General features: G+C 70.6%; 16 protein-coding genes. 5 read left to right on the forward strand and 11 right to left on the reverse strand.

What is annotated here, in order from left to right; translation table 11 throughout:
• The 3 genes from V8688_RS24875 to V8688_RS24885 form a co-directional block, all read right to left on the reverse strand.
• On the reverse strand, positions 1-2,204 hold a 2,204-nt coding region (locus V8688_RS24875), incomplete at its 3' end, for a tetratricopeptide repeat protein (RefSeq protein WP_342801817.1).
• Between the two features lie 53 nt (positions 2,205-2,257).
• Positions 2,258-3,352 (reverse strand): catalase family protein, encoded by a 1,095-nt coding sequence (locus V8688_RS24880; RefSeq protein WP_316574192.1) that lies wholly within the window; start codon positions 3,350-3,352, stop codon positions 2,258-2,260.
• Complete coding sequence (locus V8688_RS24885) at positions 3,349-5,166, reverse strand: peroxidase family protein (RefSeq protein ID WP_218721012.1); 1,818 nt, start codon at positions 5,164-5,166, stop codon at positions 3,349-3,351. Before V8688_RS24885 ends, V8688_RS24880 begins: the two co-directional genes overlap by 4 nt.
• A gap of 220 nt (positions 5,167-5,386) precedes the next feature.
• Between V8688_RS24885 and V8688_RS24890 the strand changes: the two genes are divergently transcribed.
• Positions 5,387-6,142: a hypothetical protein gene (locus V8688_RS24890; protein WP_342801818.1), complete on the forward strand. Its 756-nt coding sequence runs from the start codon at positions 5,387-5,389 to the stop codon at positions 6,140-6,142.
• 3 nt (positions 6,143-6,145) lie between these two features.
• Here the strand turns inward: V8688_RS24890 and V8688_RS24895 are convergent, their stop codons facing one another.
• Positions 6,146-8,842, reverse strand: coding sequence for a hypothetical protein (locus tag V8688_RS24895; RefSeq protein WP_316574189.1), 2,697 nt, complete (start codon positions 8,840-8,842; stop codon positions 6,146-6,148).
• A 6-nt stretch (positions 8,843-8,848) separates the two neighbouring features.
• On the reverse strand, positions 8,849-9,133 hold the full coding sequence (locus tag V8688_RS24900) for a hypothetical protein (protein WP_218721009.1): 285 nt from the start codon (positions 9,131-9,133) through the stop codon (positions 8,849-8,851).
• Positions 9,134-9,354: 221 nt separating this feature from the next.
• On the opposite strand from V8688_RS24900, the gene V8688_RS24905 reads away from it, so the two are divergent.
• Complete coding sequence (locus V8688_RS24905; protein ID WP_342801819.1) at positions 9,355-10,215, forward strand: caspase family protein; 861 nt, start codon at positions 9,355-9,357, stop codon at positions 10,213-10,215.
• A gap of 138 nt (positions 10,216-10,353) precedes the next feature.
• Here V8688_RS24905 and V8688_RS24910 read toward each other — a convergent pair whose 3' ends face one another.
• Complete coding sequence (locus tag V8688_RS24910; protein WP_316574181.1) at positions 10,354-12,336, reverse strand: serine protease; 1,983 nt, start codon at positions 12,334-12,336, stop codon at positions 10,354-10,356.
• A 253-nt stretch (positions 12,337-12,589) separates the two neighbouring features.
• On the opposite strand from V8688_RS24910, the gene V8688_RS24915 reads away from it, so the two are divergent.
• Positions 12,590-13,003: a hypothetical protein gene (locus tag V8688_RS24915; protein ID WP_218721007.1), complete on the forward strand. Its 414-nt coding sequence runs from the start codon at positions 12,590-12,592 to the stop codon at positions 13,001-13,003.
• Between the two features lies 1 nt (position 13,004).
• Here the strand turns inward: V8688_RS24915 and V8688_RS24920 are convergent, their stop codons facing one another.
• The gene (locus V8688_RS24920) at positions 13,005-13,430 is read right to left on the reverse strand and encodes a hypothetical protein (protein ID WP_218721006.1); all 426 of its coding nucleotides are present in this window, start codon (positions 13,428-13,430) and stop codon (positions 13,005-13,007) included.
• Between the two features lie 217 nt (positions 13,431-13,647).
• Positions 13,648-14,826: a cytochrome P450 gene (locus V8688_RS24925; protein ID WP_342801820.1), complete on the reverse strand. Its 1,179-nt coding sequence runs from the start codon at positions 14,824-14,826 to the stop codon at positions 13,648-13,650.
• A gap of 96 nt (positions 14,827-14,922) precedes the next feature.
• On the opposite strand from V8688_RS24925, the gene V8688_RS24930 reads away from it, so the two are divergent.
• A complete protein-coding gene (locus tag V8688_RS24930; protein ID WP_342801821.1) occupies positions 14,923-15,735 on the forward strand; it encodes an SAM-dependent methyltransferase in 813 nt (270 codons plus the stop codon).
• On the opposite strand, the gene V8688_RS24935 is transcribed toward V8688_RS24930, so the two are convergent.
• A complete protein-coding gene (locus tag V8688_RS24935) occupies positions 15,732-16,577 on the reverse strand; it encodes an alpha/beta hydrolase (RefSeq protein ID WP_342801822.1) in 846 nt (281 codons plus the stop codon). The genes V8688_RS24930 and V8688_RS24935 overlap by 4 nt on opposite strands.
• 47 nt (positions 16,578-16,624) lie before the next feature.
• Positions 16,625-18,100 carry a long-chain fatty acid--CoA ligase gene (locus tag V8688_RS24940; RefSeq protein ID WP_342801823.1) on the reverse strand — a complete coding sequence of 492 codons (1,476 nt, stop codon included), beginning with the start codon at positions 18,098-18,100 and terminating at the stop codon, positions 16,625-16,627.
• Positions 18,101-18,207: 107 nt separating this feature from the next.
• Here V8688_RS24940 and V8688_RS24945 point away from each other — a divergent pair, with 107 nt between their 5' ends.
• Positions 18,208-19,407 carry a helix-turn-helix domain-containing protein gene (locus V8688_RS24945; RefSeq protein ID WP_342801824.1) on the forward strand — a complete coding sequence of 400 codons (1,200 nt, stop codon included), beginning with the start codon at positions 18,208-18,210 and terminating at the stop codon, positions 19,405-19,407.
• 8 nt (positions 19,408-19,415) lie between these two features.
• On the opposite strand, the gene V8688_RS24950 is transcribed toward V8688_RS24945, so the two are convergent.
• Positions 19,416-20,737, reverse strand: a 1,322-nt coding sequence (locus V8688_RS24950; protein WP_342801825.1) for a molybdopterin dinucleotide binding domain-containing protein, incomplete at its 5' end; no start/stop codon positions are given.

The raw sequence follows: 20,737 nt of genomic DNA on the forward strand, positions 1-20,737 counted from the left end.
TCGGAGTGGGCCAGCGCGGCCGCGTGGCGGGCGTAGATGCCGGCCGCGGGTCCCTGCACCCGGGCCGCGACGGCGGCGAGCCGGGTGGCCAGGGTCCGGTCACCGAAGCGGGCGGCGTGGTGCAGCGCCTCGGCTTCCTGCGCGTACTGGCCGGTGCGGTGGGCCAGGTCGGCCGCCTTGCGGGCCAGGTCGATCGCGGTGTGCTGACTGTGCTCGGCCGCGGCCACCCAGGCGCGCGCGATCATCCGCTGCGGCTCGTGCAGGGCCATGTGGGGGCCGCTGTGCTCCTCGGCGTCGGCGAGGACCCGTTCGGCCTGGTCGACCTCGCCCACCGCCGCGTAGGCGCGGGCCAGCACCAGCCGGGCGGGCAGCTGCCAGGGCAGGGTGCAATCGGCGTTGAGCGCGGCCAGCGCCTGCTCGAAGGCGGCGATCGCGGCCCGGAACCGGCCGCGATAGGTCGCGACGACGCCGATCGCGATGCGGGCGATCGCCCAGCCGGCGAACTGGCCCGCCGAGGAGAACTCCCGGTATTCCGAGGCCCGCTGTTCGGCCAGGTCCAGGTCACCGATCATCGTCAGGGCGACCACGTCGCCGTAGCGCACCATCACCCGGATCAGGCCGTCGGTGGATTTCTGCTCGGCCGTGATCCGGGCGGCGATGGGCGCGAAGTCGGCGCCGCGACCGACGTAGGGCAACGCCAGACCCAGCGAGAACGCGGCGAAATCGGCGGCCTGCCGGGGCGAGTCCGGATCGGCGAGCACGCGCTCGGCCTCCGCAACGCCGATGCCGAGCCGGTTCTCGTGCACGGCCATCGCCGCGCGGACCGCGTCGACCAGCAGCCGCAGCGACGGATGCTCGACGCGCGCGGCGACCAGGTCGATGAGCTGGTGGGCCCGCGCGACATCGCCGAGCGACCAGAACTGCAGACTCGCGCGCGGCAGCCCCCACTGCACCACCTGCAGCGGATCGAGCCGGTCGGGGTCGAACCGGGCGAGGATCTCGTCGGCCTCGTGCGGTTTGCCCTGCCACAGCAGCGCCCGCGACAGCAGTTCGGCCGCGCGCAGGCCACCGCAGCGTTCGCAGGCGGCGCGCGCCAAGCGCTCCCCCAGCGGCAGGTTCGCCAGCGCGATCGCGTCCTTGGCGGCATTGATCAGCAACACGATGTCGATCGGCTGATCGCTGTCGACGCACAGCTGGGCCAGCCGGATCCGCTCGGCCGGGGTGTCCAGCGGCCGGTCGCGCAGCGTCTCGACGATGCGACCGCGCCGCGTGCGGGCCGCGGCGGTGCCGATCCGACGGCGGACCACCTCGCCCAGCAGCGGATGACTGAACCGGGCGTCGACCGAGCCGCCATGGCGGCAGACCCGGATCAGGCCGCTGAGCTCGGCGGCGTCGACGGCCTCGACGCCGACGAGCTCGGTGAGGATGTCGATGTCGAGCGGCTCGTGGACCGACAGCATCCGCAGCGCGTCGAGTACCGGTTCGCCCGCCCTGGACAGCCGCTCGTCGAGCAGATCCACCAGCCCCGACGGCACGGCGGTCGGACCGCGCAACTGCCAGACCCCGTTGACATCGGTGAGCGTGCGCGCCTCGACCGCGCCTTCGACCATGTTGCGCAGGAACAGCGGGTTACCGCCCGAGGCCTCCCACATGACGTCGGCGCTGAGCCCCTCCAGGGTCCCGCCCAGCACGGTCTCGACCAGGGTGGTGCACTGCGTCTTGGACAGCGGTGTCAGTTCGACGCGCGCGAGGAAGCCGTCCTTCCACAGTGAGGTGATCGCGTCGGGCACGTGCTCGCCGGAGCGGACCGTGGCCACGATGCGCGCGCCGCGGTCGGCGGCGATCTGGTGCACCAGGGTGGCCGACAGGGTGTCGAGCAGGTGCGCGTCGTCGACGCCGATCACCGTATCCGGCTGGGCCAGAACGTTTTCCCGTGCCGAGTGCAGCAGGGCGAGCGGATCACGGGAGGCCGACGCGGCGATCCAGGGGGCGAACGCGCCGAGCGGAATGGCTTGCGACGAGGCGGTGCACGCCACCCAGCGGACCGGGTCCGTGAGCACCGAGGTGACCAGCCGGGCCAGCGTGGTCTTGCCGATGCCTGCGGCGCCGACCAATATCACTCCGCCGCTGTTCCCATTCGTCAAAGCCGTACGCACGGTGTCGAATTCGGCGGGGCGATCGAGCAGTTGCCACAATTCGCCCATACGCCACAATTCTAGTTCGCGACCGGCTCCCCCACAACGGACCTGCGCGGTGGTCATGGCGGCAATTCGGTCGCGTCACGGGGCTCGAGCCGCGGCGCGTTGTTGACGTCGTGGCGATAGTCGCTCGACGCCTCGTAGACCCGCTTTTTCAGCCGGTTGATCGACCCCAGCGGACGGTGCGCGTCCAGGCCGCGCCAGGAGTTGAACGACAGCACGTCGTCACCGTAGGCCCGCCGCTGCGGGGTGTAGGGATCCTGGACGTCGAACCGGATGGTCGCGACCGTGCGATGCGGAGACGCCTCCTCCGGCCACGGCACAGTCGCGTCCTCGATCGGCATCGTGGCCACGTCCGTGCACAGCTGCGCGCGCAGTTCGTAGGTGGCGCTGTGCGCGGCGAAGAAGTCGACGACGGCGTCCTGATGGGCATTGACCCCGGCCCCCGTGCTCACCGGTTGTCCTTGCAGCGCGGCGACTTCCGGCGACACCGGGACATAGAGCAGCTTGGCGACATAGTCGCCGTAGCGCACCGGCGCCGAGGTGTAGAAGGTCTCGCCGAGGATGTGGGTGTTGGGCGCCACGAACACGCCCAGATTCGGGGGCACCCGCTTGCCGATGCGCCGCAGCACGTGCTTGTCCAGGGCCGCGACGAGATCGCTGCCCGCGCGAAGCACCTCGTCGGGCAGCCGGGCCAGCACCCAGGCGGTCGGCATGCCCCGGGTGAGGTAGGCGTGCGCGTCGGCGAACAGGAACTCCCGGTGGGTCACCATGATGAAGTCCTGGGTGGTGGCCTCGTCGCCGGGCATCGCCCGCGGACCGTGCACGCCCAGCACCTTGATGCCGAGGCCGCGCACGCCCCGCAACTGATCGCTGCGGATGACCCCGGAGGTGCTCGACAGCCGGGCGATGACCGGATAGGTCGCCGGGGTGGCGAACAGGCCCTGTGCCAGCTCGGGCGGCAAGCCGGCGGGCACGGTGAGCTCGCCGCGCAGGATGCCGTGGCTCTTGGCGTGCGCGTCGCGCAGTCCGCGCTTGTATTTGCGGTAGGCGCGTTCGTTGTTGTCGCGCAGCACCGCGATGATCTTGTCGATGATCTGTTCTTCGTCGGGGCGCGGCTGTTCCAGGTCGTCGCGGAAGCGCAGGTAGGTCATCGCGGAGTCCTCCACGGCGCGAAGGGATTCGCGACGCCCGCGAGCGCGGGCGCCAGCGTGGGGAAATGGCGCAGCAGCACGGTGCGCATGCTGTTGTCGCGCACCCAGGCCATACCGGCCTCGGTGTAGATCTCGGGCCGGAAGTCGGTGGTGAAGAACCGGTCGGCCGACAGCCGCCGCGACGCCATCAGCACGAAGATCCGGAACGCGGTGTCGCTGAAGCCGAAACCGGGAGGCTTGGGCTCGGCGTAGAGGCCGATCATGAGATCGACGTCGTCGACGTTGCCGTAGACCTGTTCGAGTTCACGCGCCCACCGTGGATTGTCGGTCAGCTCGTCGAACGAGGCGGCGGGCCGCAACCGCAGTTGCCGCCGGAACTCGTTGTAGCGCGGCACCCCTCGCTCGCGGACCCGCAGGATGTCGATGGTGGCGAGGTCGATCAGCGGCTGCCCCGGCCTGGCGAGCTGCTGCAGATGGCGCGGATAGTTGTGCAGCGTCAGCGCGCCGGGGTTGGCGCGGCCGAAGGAATAGAACAGCGTGTCCATCGGCGTCTCGCCGAGGCGCTCACGGATGTGAGCGACGCCGAGCTCGGGGAACGGATACTCGGCCAGTACGCGGTCGTCGGTGAGACTGCGCACCACCAGATCGTCGGGGATCAGCGGGTGCATCCGGTACACCGAGACGAATTCCTCGGTCAGCGCGTACGGCACGCCGTGGTCGTCGACCGCGGAGCCGGGGATGCCGGAGAGCACCTCGTTGCCGACGAGCCTGCCGAACCGGCGCGAGATCCGTTCGCCGAGGACGCCGAACCAGTTGGCGCGCATGGCCGCGACGGTGGTGGGGTGGGCGATGATGGCCGGGGTCCAGTCGACGGTGTGGATCTTGGCGATCAGCGCGGCGTTGATCAGGCGAGCGGTGTCGTAGAGCTGCTGGTCGTCGAGGTCCGGATAGCGCCGCGACAGGCGGCGGCAGATCGCGTTGTGCTCGCGCAGGAACAGTGAATGCAGCAGCGCCAGACCGACCCAGGCGTTGGCGGCCGCGTCCGAGAGCGCCAGCAGGGTGGCCGCGTCCAGCGGCGGCAGGCCGAGCTCGTCGATCACCAGTTCGCCGTTCTTGCCCGAGCGCAGGGCGGACGCGAAAGCCGCTGTGCTGCCGTAGATCTGGGAGGCGTCCCACCAGTGCGAGTCCTCGGTGACATGGCTGGGCGGGTCGCCGGGCCCGGCCCCGGGGACGGTGGCGGTGCGCTGGATCGTCATCGGCCGTTCGGGCCAGGTGTCGTGCTCGTCGAGCGTCACCCGGAACGGCTCGCTGTCGGTGCGGGTATGGCTGAACCAATCGTGCACCTCGAACTGGATCCAGGCCGCGGCCAGCAGGTTCAGGGTGGTGGCGGGCTGGAAGCCGTCGCGGGCCAGCAGGCGCAGGCTGACCTGGCGCGGGTTCGGTTCCTGGATTCGGGCGGAGTCCTCGGGGTAGCTGTGCTCGGGTGCGAAATTGCGCCCGAACCGGCAGCCGACCGACCCGGTGCGCGGATCGGTGGCGCTGTTGTACGAACCGTCGATGGTGCGCGCGGCCCGGTGTTCGCCGGTCGTGTCCGGCGGCAACGGTCCGGCCGGATGTCGGCCGGTGTCGAACAGATTGCGCGAGCGCAGCCTGCTGCGCAGGCCGACCAGCACGGCCAGCCCCAGCGGGGTGGGTAACCGGAACCAGCCCACGCGCCGGTCTAGCGCTTCGGCGGCCTCGACGGCGGCGCGGGCGACGAACGACCGGTGGGGCGGCGACGACTGCGGCGGAATCGCCGGCTGTGCCTCGACCATCGAGAACCTCCACGTAGCTGACTGGCTCGAACCGCGGTGTACGAGAAGTGGTCGCAGATCAGTGTCCGGCACCGGGTGATCTATGTCACGAGTAGTGCACTACTCGGTGCCCTGACCGGCCCGTGTTCCGGCGGCCGTGATGTCGCCGCGGCCCGGCCCACGGCAATCGAGTAGCGAATTACGCGCGCCGAACGGCGGGGGCATGGGCGACGCTGCTCGGGTGACTACTCCGATCGAAATCAAGGTCAATCTCGACGGTGACCTCCTCGACGCCCAATCCCGGCTGGGGTGCACCAATGCCGCCGCGATCAGCCGGGACGTGTGGTTCGCCGAACCCGCCGTTCCCGGCGCGCGCGGCGCACCCGCCTTGCTGGCGGGCCGGATCGCCATCCGGCTGCGCAGTGGCGACCACGACGACCTCACCGTCAAACTGCGGCCCTGCGCCACCGCGCAGCTGGTGGGCCGCTGGGCGACGCCGTTCAGCGAACCGGGGATGCAGTACCGCATCGAGGGCGACTGGTGCGGCGAACGCCGGGTGCTGTCGGCCTCGGTGGTGAGCAGACGCCCGGCCGGTTCGCTGCGGGTGGCGGCCCTGTGCGGCGAGGACGTCACCGACGCCCTCGACTCGGCCCAGCGCCAGTTCCTGGTCAGCTGCACGCCTCCGGGTGTGGTGGTCGATCATCTGCGCGCGATGGGTCCGGTCGCGTCGACGAAGTGGACCAACATCGCCGTCGGCGATCTGGCCGCCGACGCCGAGCGGTGGACGGTCGACGGGCTCGACCTGTTCGAGCTCACGCTGAAAGTGACGCCCGCGCCGGGCGAATCCCCCACCGCCCTGCACGCGCGCGCCCTCGACGTGCAGCACCGGCTCCATGCCGCCGTCCGCGGCTACGGTCTGTCGATCTCGACCGAGCTGACCAAGACCGAGCGGGTACTCAACACGCTGACCGCCGCGCGATCGGTCGTCGGCGAGTAGGCGCTAGCGTGCCAAGACCGGTGCGCCGGTCTCGCCGTCGGACTCCGGCGCTCCGGCGCCGGGCGCACCGACCAGCCCGGCGAAGACGGGATCCGCCAGCGCCCGCTCGGTCACCTCGTGCCCGAGGGCGCGGTAGGCCTCGAAATCCCATTCGCTGTAGAGCTGGTCGCCGGTGGAGGTGTACGGGAAGTCCGGATGCGCCCTGCTGTAGTTCTCCAGGTCCCAGCTCAGGTCGTCGATCAGCTGGGACCGGAGGTAGTAGATGTCGGTGGTGGCGCCGTCGAGATGCCGGGCGACACCGTGTGCCCACGCCTTGTGGGCGCGCTTGCGCTCCCCGCGCAGCATCTGCCGCAGGTCGATGGTGATCTCCACGCAGTGGTCCATGCGCGCTGTCGCGATGGCTTCGGCCAGCGCGCAGAACCGGTCGTCGGGACTACCGCTGGCGTCGAGGACGAGCACCGTCGCCGGCCGCCTGCGCAACGCCTCCACCAGCCCGAGGTTGTCGTAGTGGCCACCGTCGGTGACATAGAGCCAGCGGTCGTACAGCGACGGATTGCCGAAGGCCTCGCGCAGCAGCCGGTACGGTCCCGGTTTGTCGGCCCAGCTGTAGGCCGCGGGCAGTTTCGCGGCGAGCCTGCCCTGGGGGACCGGCCGCCAGTACGGATTCGGCAGCCACACTCCCAGACGCGCGTTGAGCAGGGCGAGCAGGATCCGGACCGGCCGGGTGCGGGCGCTCTCGCGGCCGGTGAGCGGGCTGAACGCGGCGCCGCTGATCGCCATCGCCGCGGGCACGGTGACATCGCGATACCGGTAGTCGGCCACCTGCTCGTAGGTCGCGGTCGGACGCAGGCCGTCCTGGGTGAGCGCGCGGTCACCGACGACGCCGATCCGGTCCGGATCGAAGACGAACGGCACGCAGCCGCGCCGGGTGGGCACGAAGGCGACGTCGTTGGCGTTGGCGGCCGCCGCGATGACCAGCCGCGGTCCGTGCCCGACCGGCTTGCCGTAGTCGGAGTAGCGCAGCGCGGTGCTGTAGGGCAGCGGCACCGCCTGGTGCGACCGCGGATCCTTCTCCACGAGAAAGGCTTTCGACAGCGCTTCGCGGTAGTAGGTGTGCAGCGAGGTGCGGTTGGCGTCGGTGAACACCTTGATCGCGACGGCGACGCCGATCATCCACCAGGCCAGCGTCCAGTTCGCGCGCGCGTGCGCGTCGGTGGCGAAGACCGTCGTCCAGCGCAGCAGCAGCACGACGGCGACCGCGACGATCAGCGCGCTGCCCAGCCACGGGGCGAGCTGCTTGCGCACCACCGCGAGCACGCGCCCGTACCAGCCGCTCGCCGCGTCGCCCGTGTGCAGCCCCTTCCACGCCGAGCGCCCGAGCCCGATCACCGCGACCAGCGTCGCGCCGAAGGTGAGCGCGCCCTTCGCGCCCGGGTCGACGAGCCCGACGAGCAACGTGGTCGGCGCGCCGGCGGACCCGTCGGTCACCCTGCTCAGCACGTACAGGGCGACCGGGACCCCGACGAGCAGCACCGCCAGCGGCGCCCCGATCCCCAACAGCACGGAGGACCCCTTCGCGAGTACGTTGCGCATCCGGTCCGGCACCATGGTCAGCCGATCCCAGGCCTTCTCCACCACGAACGCCGCCAGTGCGAGCGCGAACGGGCCGAGCGCGATCGCCAGGTACCAGTACCCGCCCGCGGGCACCAGGTGCAGTTCGAGCCGATCGCCGTCGCGGGTCAGCACGTCGATGTCGTCGAGCAGCCAGCCCAGCCACCACGACACCGCCAGCAGCGAGATCCCGACCAGCGTCGCGTTCACGGCGATGCCGTAGAGCAGGGAGAACACGGCGCGGAACTTGTCGGTGCCGCGCGGCATCAGGTAGCGCGTGCGGCGGCGCAGATAGGCCAGCTCCGAGGATTCGAGCGCGTAGGGATCGGTGAAGTTGCGGTGCAGGATGTGCATGGCCGCGGCGATGTAGCCGCCGCCGCTCACCCCGACCACCGCGGTCGCGCTCTGGTAGCGTCCCCGGTCGCGCAGTACCTGGAGCGCGCCGAGGCAGAACGACGCGGACCGGATGCCGCCGCCGGAGCAGCAGATGATCAGCCCGCTCGGCGCGGGGGCGGTGGTGGGGGTCGGCGCGTACTGCGGTTGCGACGGGTCGTCGCCGGCGAGGCGGTGCTTGGTGCCGAGGTACCAGATCATGGCGGTGACCACGAGGGCCAGCAGCAGGAAGAACAGGTGCAGGCCCGCCTGGGCGCGCAGCAGCGTCACCGTGGCGCCGCCACAGGACGCGGGCTCGCCGGTCAGCCGGATCGCCAGCGCGAGATCGGCGCCACCGTCGAGCACCGACAGCAGCAGCGAGCCGGCGAAGACCAGCTTCGCGAACTGGGCGTACTTCGGGTCCAGCCGCAGCGAATAGATGTACACGTAGTACCGGTAGGTCGCCGTCGGCGCCGCGATCGCCATCATGGCGCCCACCAGCAGGGCCAGCAATCCCGCGGTGTGGCATTCCTGGGCCGTGCGCGCGCCGAGCGGAAACGCCATCGTCGCCTGCACCGCGACGAGGAAGACCACGATGCCGGTGGTGGACGCGAAAACCTTGCCACGCCCGACCTGTTCGATGGTCGCCAAGCCCGAGGTGACGTGATCGCCGCTGGCTCGCACGGGCGATCCGGCGTGCTGTTCCGCTGTGGTCATGACCGGTCAGTTCACGATGATGGAGTTGCGCAGCATCCGGAGCTCGGCGTCCCGGCCGACGGGGTACCGCACCGTCATGGTGCCGTCGGCGTGCGGGACGCCATCGAGGACCCGCATCGTCGCGGGTCCGAGGAACAGGGTGCGGTCGGCGTCGACCTCGGTCCGGTCGATTCCCCTCGTCCCGACGCCGTTGTCGGGCCTGCCGGCCGGTGCTTTCGCCGCTTCGAACCACTCTTCCCCGGTGTCCGGGCTGGCTGCCAGGACCGCGTCCTCGATATCCGAATCGAACATCTCCCTGTCCTTTCGAATCGTGGGGAGATTCCCACCCCGATATCGTCGCGCACCGGGTACCCGTGCCGAACGCGTAATGCACTACTCCACCTCCGCCGGGCGATTCGCCGGATTGGGGTAGTGCGGCACGCTATCGAGTCCGGCACGGCCGCCGAAGAATTGATCCGCGCCGGACTCCCCCGGCACCCCCTGATCGGACATCCCAGACGGAGGGAACGACAGTGAGCGGATACTCCTTGCACATCGGACTGAACCGGGTCGATCCCACCGCCTACGGCGGCTGGGACGGCGCGCTCGCGGGCTGTGTCAACGACGCGAATGCCATGGCCGCGCTGGCGGCCGCGCAGGGTTTCGCCGGCCCACGCGTGCTGCTCGACAGCGCGGCGACATCGTTCGCGATCATCGGCGAGATCGCCCGGCTCGCCGGCGCGGCGCGAGCGGGCGATCTGGTGCTGGTCACCTACTCCGGCCACGGCGGCCAGACCAGCGACGTCGACGGCGAGGAGGACGACCGCCGCGACGAGACCTGGGTGGTGTTCGATCGCCAGATCGTCGACGACGAGCTGTACCGGATGTGGTCGCGGTTCGCGCCCGGCGTGCGGGTCGTTGTCTGCTCGGACAGCTGCCACAGCGGCACGGTGGCGCGCGACGCCTTCACCCGCGAGACCCGCACGGCGATCGTCGATCTGGCCGCGCGCGACGATCCCGGTGGCGACCTCGGCACCGTGGTCCACGGCAGCGCCAAGGCGATGCCGCTGGAGGTGCAGACCGAGGACAACAAGCAGCGCGCGGCCATGTACGCGTTCGTCCAGCAGCTGGCCGGACCGAACTCGCGGGCCGCCATCGAGGCGGGCGTGGTGCTGCTGGCCGGCTGCCAGGACTCGCAGCTGTCCTACGACGGGCCGGTCAACGGACAGTTCACCGGCGCGCTGCTGCAGGTGTGGGGCGACGGCGCCTTCGACGCCGGCTATCGGCAGTTCCATCAGCGGATCATGAACGCGATGCCACCGGACCAGGTTCCGAACCTGTTCACGATCAACGCCGATGCCGCGTTCCTGGATCAACGTCCGTTCACCCCGTGACCACGGCGCGGGGGGGGGGGGGNCGATATCGCCGAGTACCTCGCGCACCCGGCGGTCGCGGCCACGATCGGGCGCATGCTGACCGACTGAGCACCGGCGCGGCGGGCGCGGCCCGGGCCGCGCCCGCCGCGCCGGTGCTCAGTCGGTCAGCATGCGCCCGATCGTGGCCGCGACCGCCGGGTGCGCGAGGTACTCGGCGATATCGTGCGCCCGCTCCTTGGGGTTCTCGACGGGCAGATCGAGCAGGTCGGGTCCCCATGCCTGGCGCAGCGGGCAGCCGATGGCGATCGGGTCGCCGGCGTACCAGGTGTTGAGCCAGTCGCCGATCCGGTCCGGCCGGTGCGGCCCGCCGGTGAGCAGCTTGCCGTAGACCCCGTCCAGGCCCAGCGGACTGCCCGCGGTGACGAGCAGGCGCACGGTCAGCTCCCTGGGCAGCTGGGTGAGCAGATCCATCGCCACCACCGTGCCCAGACTGTGGCTGACCAGCACGAGCTCACCGCTGGTCGGCATGTCGGCGAGCACGGTGTCGAGTACTCCCTTGCGGACCCTCTCGTCGTCGAGATAGGCCGCGACGTCCTGGAAGATCGCCCCGATGAGCAGCGAGTCCAGGCCACTGCGCGCGGCGATCCAGCCGAGCTGGTCGCGCACCCGGCCGAGGACGACCGAACCGAACCCGAAGCCCTCCTGGGCCATCGGGTCGCCTGCCTGCGCGGCGGTCGGCATGCCGAGGCGCTGGGCGGTCTCGGCGACCAGGCTCTCGTAGAGCTCCGATCCGGTCGCCACGGCCGCTTCGCGGGCGCCCAGGCTCGCGACGAGCTGGTCACCGTAGAAGGGGAAGTGGACGTCGGCGGGATCGATCGGGCTCAGGTCCGCGAGAGTGAGGCCCTTGTTCAGGCCCGCGGTCCAGCTGCGGCGCAGCTCGGCCGGGTCGCGGCCCTCCTGCCTGCGACCGTGCAGGAACACGACGCTGCGGTTGCCACCGAACGCGCTCGGCCTGCCGTGCGGACCGCGCACGATCGTCTCCGCCACCGAATCCGGTGGTGGCGCGGCGGCTGTCGGGTCGACGACCACGGCGTCGGCCGCCAGGCATGCGGCGGGGCCGAGTTCGTCGAGCAGCGCGCGCTGCCCGGGATCGAAGGTGCGGGAGCCGAGATCGCGCAGCAGCACACTCACGCGGATGCCTTCGTTGGCGACCCAGCGGATGGCGTCGTCACCGTCGCCGCCCTGCCACGGCTTGCCGTCCTTGCGCAGTACCCGGCCCTTGTCGTCCTTCTCGGGCACGCCGGCGTGGTGCAGGGCGACGATCTCCCATTGATCGTTGAAGACCGGCGACCCGGAGTTCCCCGGCTCGGTGTCGGAGGTGTAGTGCAGGAAGTCGTCGAGCTGCAGATCGAGCCGGTTGTCGCGGATCGAGATCTCCTTGAGCCTGCCCAGCGGATGACCGACGACGTTCATCGCCTCCCCGATGACGATCTTGCCCGGCTTGGCGATCAGCGGGTTCCAGCCGAAGGTGTTCCCCGGGGCCGTGCCGTCGGCACCGGGCGCCACTCGCACGAGGGTGTAGTCCAGGTGCCGGTCGGTGACGAAGAAGTCGCCCGGCGCGAGATCGAAGCGCACCGTCTGGGTCGGCACATTGTCGATACCGGCTTCCGCCGCGAATTCGATGATCACCGATTCGGCGACATCGACGCTGGGCAGCACATGGTTGTTGGTGAGCAGCAGCTGCGGCGAGACCAGCGACCCGGTGCCGATCGGCACCCGGCGGCCGTGGTCGGACAGCGAGATCCGGGCGACGGCGGCGGCCGCGCGGGTGCCGCGGGTCAGGAAGTTGACGGCCTGCAGTTCGTTGGCGAAGCCGATGACCCGTTCCAGCGAGCCGATGCTGTCGAGCGGGTCCTGCCTGCCCAGCTCGATGACCGCCTGGGCGGGCACCTCGCCATTGCCCAGCAGCCGGTCGGCGCGGGCGAGGATCTGTTCCTCGGTGTCGACGACATCGGATTCGGACGCCTCGCGTTTGCGGGTCACCTCGTCGCGCTCGGTCGCGCTGTCGGCGAAGCGCCGCGACGCGGCGTTCATCTGCTCGCGCCATGCGGCGGTGCGGGTGTCGCTTTCGGTATCCATGGGTCACCTCGCCCGGAGAAGGATGCAGCTGGTTCCCTCAGCGTGGGCTGGTGATCCGGTGCCGGACACGAGTAGCCGACCACTCGATTTTCGGCCTACCGCGCCCACCGGGAGGAGCAAGGCGGCCGCACCACGAATCCGTTGATCCTGCGGACGCGGGCGACCATACTTCGAGAGTAGGCCGCGCGGCATGTCGCCCGGCCCAGCGTGGGCGCCCGACGTGCATCCGGATCGTCACGATCAGGGAGTTCTCATGACCACCAGCGCATCGTGCGGACGACGGTCCCGGCGGCGCACCGGCATCGTTGTCGCGGTTCTCGCCGCGGCCGCGCTCGCCGGGTGCGGCACCAGTACCGAACCGTCCGATCCGACCCGCCCCACCCCCACCCAGATACCGGAGATCGGCACCGCTGCCGCCGATCAGCTGTGCGACATGCTGCGCGCCGAGATCGACAACTGGCGGCAGCAGGGCACCGCCGTCGCCCGGGTGTCCTACAACGGCACCGTGCACAACTGGGCGTTGCGCAACGGCGCCATCAACACCGCGATCACGCTCAACCGCGGCGCGATCGACACCGTCACCATCCAGCGTTGCCCGGATGTCCGTGACCAGGTGCTGGCCACGCTCGACATCAGCGATCTCGCCTCCGGTCTGGCCGGATTCTGACTCAGACCGCGGCGCCGGTGCCGAACCACTGCTCGGCGAGCTCCGCGGAATCGGTGCCGAGCACGTGCCCGATCGACTCCCAGGACGCGCCCGTCGCGCGGACGAAGCGCACGGCCTCGACGAGCCGCTGACGCGCGGACTCCGAGTCCTGGAACGCCAGCCGCACCGGCATCAGCGCCCGCATCTCGAACTGATGGCACTCCCAGTCGTCGAGGACGAGCCGGGTCAGGGTGGGGTCGAGCCTGCCGGACGGGCTGTGCAGGCGGCGATCGGCGGGCGCGTGGCCGAGCGGATGCGGCGAGCGCCGCCAGGGCCGCCCACGCCATCGGCCGCAGGAACACTGCGCGCGCCAGCCGATCGGGTCGCGCGCGTCGTCGTCGACGATGTCGACGACCCATCCGTGATGACACTCGAACACAGCATTCATACCGACTCCGATGTCGATTCCTACCGACTCGGCCCACAGAATCCGACCGACTGGTGTGTGAGACTGGTCTTCCCAGGTACTCACCATCGACGTCTTCGCGGCACGGCGCAACCACCCCACCCCGATATTGGGACCAATCACACAACCGCGGGACCGGGCATGGGATCACCGGTACGATCCGGTCGCCGCACCGGCGGCACGGCGACCGGCCGCGGGATCAGCGCAGCGTGACGGTGGTCGGCAGCGCGGCGAAGCCCCGGTTGTTCGACGAGTGGATGCGCACCAGGTTGTCGGTGTCGATCTCGTAGTCGGCCACCGCGGCGACGATCTCCTGCAGCGCCACCCGCAGCTCCAGCTGGGCCAGGTTCATGCCCAGACAGTGGTGGCGGCCCGCGCCGAAGGCGAGCGAGGCGCTGGTATCGCGGTCCAGATCGAAGCTGTCGGGGTTGTCGAAGACCGCCTCGTCGCGATGCGCCGAGCCGGTCAGCAGCAGGATGCGGGCCTGGGCCGGGATCTCGACGCCGTGCAGCTCGATCGGCGTCGTGGTGGTGCGCAACTGGGCCTGGGTGGCCGGGTCGTAGCGCATGGACTCCGCGATCCAGTCGTCGACGCGGCCGTCGAAGGCGGCGCGGCGCTGATCGGGGTGCAGCGCGGCGCTGTGCCAGGCGTTGCCGAGGGTCAGCATGACTGTCTCGATGCCCGCCCCGACGAGCAGGATAAGCACCCCGACGATCTCCTCGGGCGTGAGCCGGTCGTCGCCGTCGGCGGCGTCGAGCAGACCCGAGAGCAGATCGTCGCCGCGCTGCTGACTGCGCGCGATGGTCAGCTCCGTGTAGTACCCGACCAGCGCCCCGATCGCGGCCATCGCCTCCGGCCGTAGATCGGTCGACTCGGCGTCGGTGTACATGATCTCCATGCCGAGCTTGCGCAGCAGTTCCCGATCCTGTTCCGGCACACCGACCAGTTCGGAGATGACGTCGGTCGGGAAGGGACCGGCGAACTCGGCGATCAGGTCGAAGCTGCCGCGCTCGAGCAGCGGCCGCAGGGTGCGCCGGGCGATCTCGCGCAGGCGCGGCTCGAGGCTCTGCACCCGGCGCTGGGTGAACGCCCGGACGACGAGTTCGCGCATCCGGGTGTGCTTGGGCGGGTCCATCGCCACGAACGAGAAGAACTTCTCCGCCTGCGGTCCCCAGAACGCCGGCTCCATCCGCAGGCCGTTGGCGCTCGAGAACCGCTCCGAATCGCGCAACGCCGCCCGGACGTCGGCGTGCCGCGACAGGGCCCAGAAGTCGTCGGTGTCGTTGCGGTAGACGGGGGACTCACTGCGCAACCTGGCATAGTACGGATACGGATCGGCATGGACAGCGAAGTCGTAGGGGCTGAACTGCAGGGGCATGGCCGTGCCTTTCGCGGCGGCGGGACCAGCCACGCCACCACCGGTCTCGAGTCGGGCTGACAGGGACGACCGTAGTCGAGAGAAGGGAAGTGCGCCGTGGACTTCGAGGCCGCTGCCGACCGGGTGGACGTCACCAAACCGCACCCTGCCCGCCGGTACGACTACTGGCTGGGCGGCAGCGCCCATTTCGAAGCGGACCGCAAGTCGGCCGACGCCGTCGCCGAGGCGTTCCCCTCCATCCATTTCGCCGTCCTGGAGAACCGCAGTTTCCTTCGTCGCGCGATTCCCTACCTCGTGGAGACGGTGGGCATCCGCCAGTTCCTCGACATCGGCACCGGACTGCCGACCGCGGGCAATGTCCACGAACTCGCCCAGGAGATCGCCCCGGAAGCCCGCGTCGTCTACGTCGACAACGACCCGATCGTCCTCTACCACGCCCGCGACCTGCTCGACAGCTCCCCGAGTGGCGCGACCGCCTACATCGACGCCGACCTGCGCGACCCCGCCTCGATCCTCGAGCATCCGGCTCTACACAGCACCCTCGACCTCGACCGGCCGGTGGCCCTCATGCTCTGCGCGGTGCTGCACTTCCTCACCGACGAGATGCACCCCTACGAGATCGTGCGCGAACTCTGCGCGGCCTTGCCCTCGGGCAGCTACCTCACCATGACCCACGCCACCGACGACCACCTGTCTCCCGAGGACCTCGCGGCGAACGTCGCCGCCAACGAGCGCAGCGGCGTCCCGTTCCGGCTCCGCTCGACCGCCGAGTTCACCCGTTTCTTCGACGGCCTCGAGCTCGTCTCACCGGGCATCACCTCGGTGATCGACTGGCGGCCCACCGAATGGCGCCCGCACCCGCGCAAGGAAGCGGTCTCGATGCTGTGCGGGATGGCCCGGATCCCCTAGCTGTCGCGCGAGATCCACGCGAGGAGTTCGTTCTCCACCTCGTCGCGGTTGATCTCGTTGAGGATCTCGTGGCGGGCGTTCGGATAGACGCGATAGGTGACGTCGGTGAGCCCCGCATCGCGGTACCGCTCGACCTGCAGAGCACTCAGTCGCGCACCGACGGTGAGCGGATCGCGGTCACCGACCATGACATACAGCGGCAGGTCGGTCCTGATGCCGCGCGGCCGGGCCAGCCGTTCGGTGCCCGCCCTGGCCAGCAGCGCCATGTTCGCCGCGTCGATTTCGAATCCGCACCACGGGTGGGCCAGGTAGGCGTCGACCTGGGCCTCGTCGCGGCTGAGCCAGTCGGCGGTGGTGCGCACGGGCTGGAACTCGCGGTTGAACAGGCCGAGCAGATCGCCGTCGGCGGCGGCGATCTCGATGAACAGCTCGTCGACCGCGGTGGTGCCGCACAGGACGGCGGCGTCGACGAGCGCGTCGTGATCGAGCAGATACTGCTGGACCGCGAACGAACCGAGGCTGTGCCCGAACAGCACCACGCGGCGCCCGGGATGGGTCTCGCGCAGGATCGTGGTCAGCGCGGCCATGTCCTCGACGAGCAGGTTCCAGCCGTTGTCGCCGAGGTCACCGGGCACCCCGGTCATGCTGTGGCCGTGTCCGCGGTGGTCGGCGGCGTAGACCGCGTAGCCGAGCCCGGCGAGACGCTCGGCGAGATGGCTGTAACGCGCGGCGTACTCGCCCATGCCGTGCGCGATCTGGACCACGCCGGTGACGTCGTCCCCGGCGGGCAGCCAGGAGCGGACGTGGATGGTCGTGCCGTCGCTGCTGGTGTAGGTGAACATGGATCACTCCTGTGTGATGTGCGGGAAATGTGGTGCGGGAGCGGGTTTCACGGCCGGGCGATGGCGCGTTTGAGGATCTTGCCGGTCGGCCCGGTGGGCAGCGCGTCGAGCAGCCACACCTGGCGCGGGTACTTGTAGGCGGCGACCCGGACCCGGACGAACTCCTGGATCTGTGCGCCGGTGCTGGTCGCGCCCTCGCACAAGGCGACCGCGGCCACGATCTCCTCGCCCAGATGCGCGTCGGCGATGCCGATCACCGCCGCCTGGGTGATCTCGGGATGCTCGTAGAGCACCTCTTCGATCTCGCGCGGATAGACGTTGTAGCCGCCGCGAATGATCATGTCCTTCTTGCGGTCGACGATGTAGAGGTAGCCGTCGTCGTCGCGGCGGGCGAGGTCACCGGTGCGGAACCATCCGTCGGGAATCGCGGCGGCGGTGTCGGCGGGGCGGCCCCAGTAGCCGAGCATCACGTTCGGGCCGCGCACCGCGATCTCCCCGACCCCGTCGATCCGATCGACGAGCTCGACCTCCACATCGCGGATCGGCGTACCGATCGATCCCGGCTTGCGCACCCGCCCCGCGTGGTTGAACGCGACGACCGGACTCGTCTCCGACAGCCCGTAGCCTTCGAGAATCACACAGCCGAAACGCTTTTCGAAGGCGTGCAGCAGTTCCATCGGCAACGAGGCGCCACCGGAGACGCAGCGGCGCAGGGTCGACACATCCGCCGCGGCGGCTCCGGCATCGTGCAGCAGCGCCGAATACATCGTCGGCACACCGGCGAAGACGGTGACGCCGTCGCGGGCGATCGCCTCGAAGACCGCGCCGGGCTCGAAGCGCGGCACCAGCGTCAGGCAGGCGCCGCTGCGGATCGCGGTGTTCATCGCGCAGGTCTGGCCGAAGGTGTGGAACAGCGGCAGACACCCGAGGATCACGTCGTCGGCGCCGATGTCGAGCACGGTCACGGCGTAGACGTCGGCATTGTGGATCAGCCCGGCGTGCGACAGCGCGGCGCCCTTGGGCGTCCCGGTGGTGCCGGAGGTGTAGAGGATCACCGCGGGGTCGTCGGCGGCGACCGGGCGATCGTCGCGGTCGGGGGCGTGCCCGGCGAGCAGTTCGGCCAGGCCGTCGGTGTCGATGGTGAGCACCGCCGTCTGCGCCTCGCGCGCCCCCTGCGGCCCCTCCCCCGGACCGTCGGCCCAGTCCAGCAGCAGCACCGCGGCCGAATCCCGCAGGTAATAGGCCACTTCGCGCGCTTTCAGCAGCGGGTTCATCGGCACGACGACCGCGCCGGCGCGCAGGATGCCGTAGTACAGCACGACGAACTCCGGCACGTTCGGCAGCATCAGCGCCACCCGATCCCCCGGGGCGATGCCGCGATCGCGCAGGAACGCGGCCACCAGGGCGGTGCGTTCGGCGAGTTCGTCGTAGGTGAGCACGGTCGCGCCGGCGCGCAGCGCGGGACGGGTCGGATAGCGGTGCGCGCAGCGCAGCAGGTTCTCGCTCAGAGCGGGCGTCGGCATGCGAAAAATCGTCGCACCGCTGTGACGCCGATCCCATGGATCGCCGGACAACATCGCCGCGACACCGTTGTCCGCGGGAACAATCACACCCCCGGTAAGCTGCGGAAATGGTTCGAACCACGCCTCCCGGCCCGATCGTCGACGTCGCCGCGGCACTGCTCGCGCGCATCGATGATCTCGGGCTGCAGCTGGCCCGGCGCTTCGTCGCCGAACTCGACACCTACCGTGACGAGAATCTGGTGCCGTTCGCGACCATCCACACCTCCTGCACCCGCAATCTGACGCTGATGGTGCAGCACTTCACCACCGACGAGCCGGTGGATCCCGAGCCGCCGAAGGAGACGGGCAGGCTACGCGCCCAGCAGGGGGTGCCGCTGGCCGAGACCCTGCACGCATTCCGGATCGGGTTCGAATTCCTGTGGTCGGAGCTGGTCGCCGAGGCCAGGCGGCATCCGGCGGTCACCGACGCGGTGCTGGTCGATCTGGGCGCCGAGGTGTGGGCGCTGGCCGGGGAGTACTCCGTCGCCGTCGCCGCCGCGTACCGGGAGAGGAGCTCGGAGCTCATGCTGCAACGCGAGCACGAGCGCTCGGTACTGGTGGAGGCGCTGTTCACCGGCGTCATCGCCGATCCGGCCACGCTCGGCGAGGCGACCCGTATCCTGGGCCTGCCGCCGCGCGGCCGCTACGTCGTGGTGGCCGCGGAGGTCAGCGCGGCGGGCCGGGAGGCGCTGCCCGGCATCGAGTCGACCCTGCGCCACGCCCGGATCACCTCGGCCTGGCGGCTGCAGCCCGATCAGCAGATCGGCGTACTGGCACTGCCCGCCGACCGCGAGCCTGCCGCGCTGGCCGCCCTGCGCAAACACCGGGCCCGCATCGGCATGAGCCCACCGTACGAATCGCTCACCGAGACCCCGCAGGCGTGGCACTTCGCGCGCTTGGCGCTGGTCGGCCTCGCCGATCGCGCGTCCGGTGTCGCCCGGTTCGACGACAACCCGCTGGGCATGGTGGTCGCGGCCGCGCCGGTGGAGGCCGCGCATATGGTCGACATGCGCCTGCGCGAGGTGCTGGCCCTTCCCAACGACGAACGCGGCCGACTGCTCGAGACCCTCGAAACCTGGTTCGCCGCAGGCGGTTCCGCGACCAGGACCGGCGAACGGCTCTATCTGCACGCCAATACGGTGCGCTATCGTCTGCGGCGCGTCGAGAAGCTCACCGGCCGATCCCTCGCCGATCCCGCCGCCGTCCGCGATCTCGGTGCGGCACTGCAGGCATGGCAGGTCCTGGCGACGGTGCGCGCGCAGCGCTGAGCCGCGCGCTACAGCGCTTCCAGGCGCGCGGGCACGTGCTTGTGCCACGGCGTGCCGGCGAAGGCGTCCTTGTGGGCGGTGCTGGTCAATTCGTTCGGTGACACGCCCGCGCTGGTCGTGGTGCCGTCGCCGGCAGGGAAGTCCAGACCGTGCCCGTTGGGCAGCGCGATATTGCCCGCGCGCATCATGTCGCTGATCTCGACGGTCACGGTGGCCGTTCCGGTCTCGGTGACCAGCCGGGCCCGATCTCCGTCGGACACGCCGGCCGCGGCGGCGTCGTCGGCACTGACGCGCAGGTGCCCCTCGCGGTCGCGGCGGCGCCAGTCCGGGTTGCGCAAGATGGTGTTCGCGGTGAAGGACCGGCGTTCGCCCGCGGCGAGGACCAGCGGGAATTCCGGTGTGGTCCACGCTGTCCGCGCGGTGGGCAGCGCGCGGACCTGGTCGAGCAGGGTGTCGACGTCGAGGGTGAACCGGCGATCCTCGCGTTTGACGTAGTGCCACACGTCGTCCCAGGTGTCCTCGGTGAACACCACCCCCGACGGCGATGCCAGGATCGTGTCGAACAGCTCGTTCCCCGGCGTGAGGCCGCCGCCGGTGAACCCGGCGCGGCCGACGGCCTTCGGATTCGACAGCGCGCACAGCTGGCTCACTCCCCACAGCACCGCGGCGCCGCGCACCGCGGGATCGAGGGTGGCCCCGAGCGTTTCGTAGAGCAGGAACGGCACGACCTTGCCCAGCGCGGGGTCGGCGGCGACGGTCGCCAGGAAACTCGCGCCGAAGGTGGCGCGGCCGGTCTCGGCCGCCCGCCGCAGCCGGGTGATGGTCGCGTCGTCGACCACCCGCAGCCGGCGCAGCAGCCGCGCGTAGATCTCCGGCTCGGGCAGCGTGCCCGCGAGTGGTTCCAGCAGCGGCTTGCGCAGGTGGAAGACGTTGCGCGGGAACTCGAAATTGAAGAACGTGGCCTCGGGCTTCTCGAACTGGCTCGCGGCGGGCAGCACGTAGTCGGCCTGCCTGGCCGTCTCGGTGAACGCCACGTCGATCACGACGGAGAGCTCGGTGGCTCGCATCGCGTCCCGGAAACGCCGCGAGTCCGGCAGCGAATGCGCCGGGTTCGACGAGTCGATCCACAAGGCGCGGAACCGTTTCGGGTGCTCGGTGAGGATCTCGTCGGCGATCGAGTTGCACGGCACCAGCCCGCCGATGATCTTGGCCCCGGTGACGGGTGTGACCCGGTTACCACCGCCGCCGCCACCACCTCCGGCGAGCAGGCCACCCGCCAGCGGCACCACGGCGTCGAGCAGCGCGGACGCGCCCGCCTCGACGCCGGGTC

It is taken from the genome of Nocardia sp. No.11 (genome assembly GCF_038752175.1).
Lineage (GTDB): Bacteria > Actinomycetota > Actinomycetes > Mycobacteriales > Mycobacteriaceae > Nocardia > Nocardia canadensis.

Coding starts and splice junctions, on each gene's coding strand:
- V8688_RS24880 (WP_316574192.1), bottom strand. CDS start 3,352: ATGACCTACCTGCGCTTCCGCGACGACCTGGAACAGCCGCGCCCCGAC.
- V8688_RS24885 (WP_218721012.1), bottom strand. CDS start 5,166: ATGGTCGAGGCACAGCCGGCGATTCCGCCGCAGTCGTCGCCGCCCCAC.
- V8688_RS24895 (WP_316574189.1), bottom strand. CDS start 8,842: ATGACCACAGCGGAACAGCACGCCGGATCGCCCGTGCGAGCCAGCGGC.
- V8688_RS24900 (WP_218721009.1), bottom strand. CDS start 9,133: ATGTTCGATTCGGATATCGAGGACGCGGTCCTGGCAGCCAGCCCGGAC.
- V8688_RS24910 (WP_316574181.1), bottom strand. CDS start 12,336: ATGGATACCGAAAGCGACACCCGCACCGCCGCATGGCGCGAGCAGATG.
- V8688_RS24915 (WP_218721007.1), top strand. CDS start 12,590: ATGACCACCAGCGCATCGTGCGGACGACGGTCCCGGCGGCGCACCGGC.
- V8688_RS24920 (WP_218721006.1), bottom strand. CDS start 13,430: ATGAATGCTGTGTTCGAGTGTCATCACGGATGGGTCGTCGACATCGTC.
- V8688_RS24925 (WP_342801820.1), bottom strand. CDS start 14,826: ATGCCCCTGCAGTTCAGCCCCTACGACTTCGCTGTCCATGCCGATCCG.
- V8688_RS24935 (WP_342801822.1), bottom strand. CDS start 16,577: ATGTTCACCTACACCAGCAGCGACGGCACGACCATCCACGTCCGCTCC.
- V8688_RS24940 (WP_342801823.1), bottom strand. CDS start 18,100: ATGCCGACGCCCGCTCTGAGCGAGAACCTGCTGCGCTGCGCGCACCGC.
- V8688_RS24945 (WP_342801824.1), top strand. CDS start 18,208: ATGGTTCGAACCACGCCTCCCGGCCCGATCGTCGACGTCGCCGCGGCA.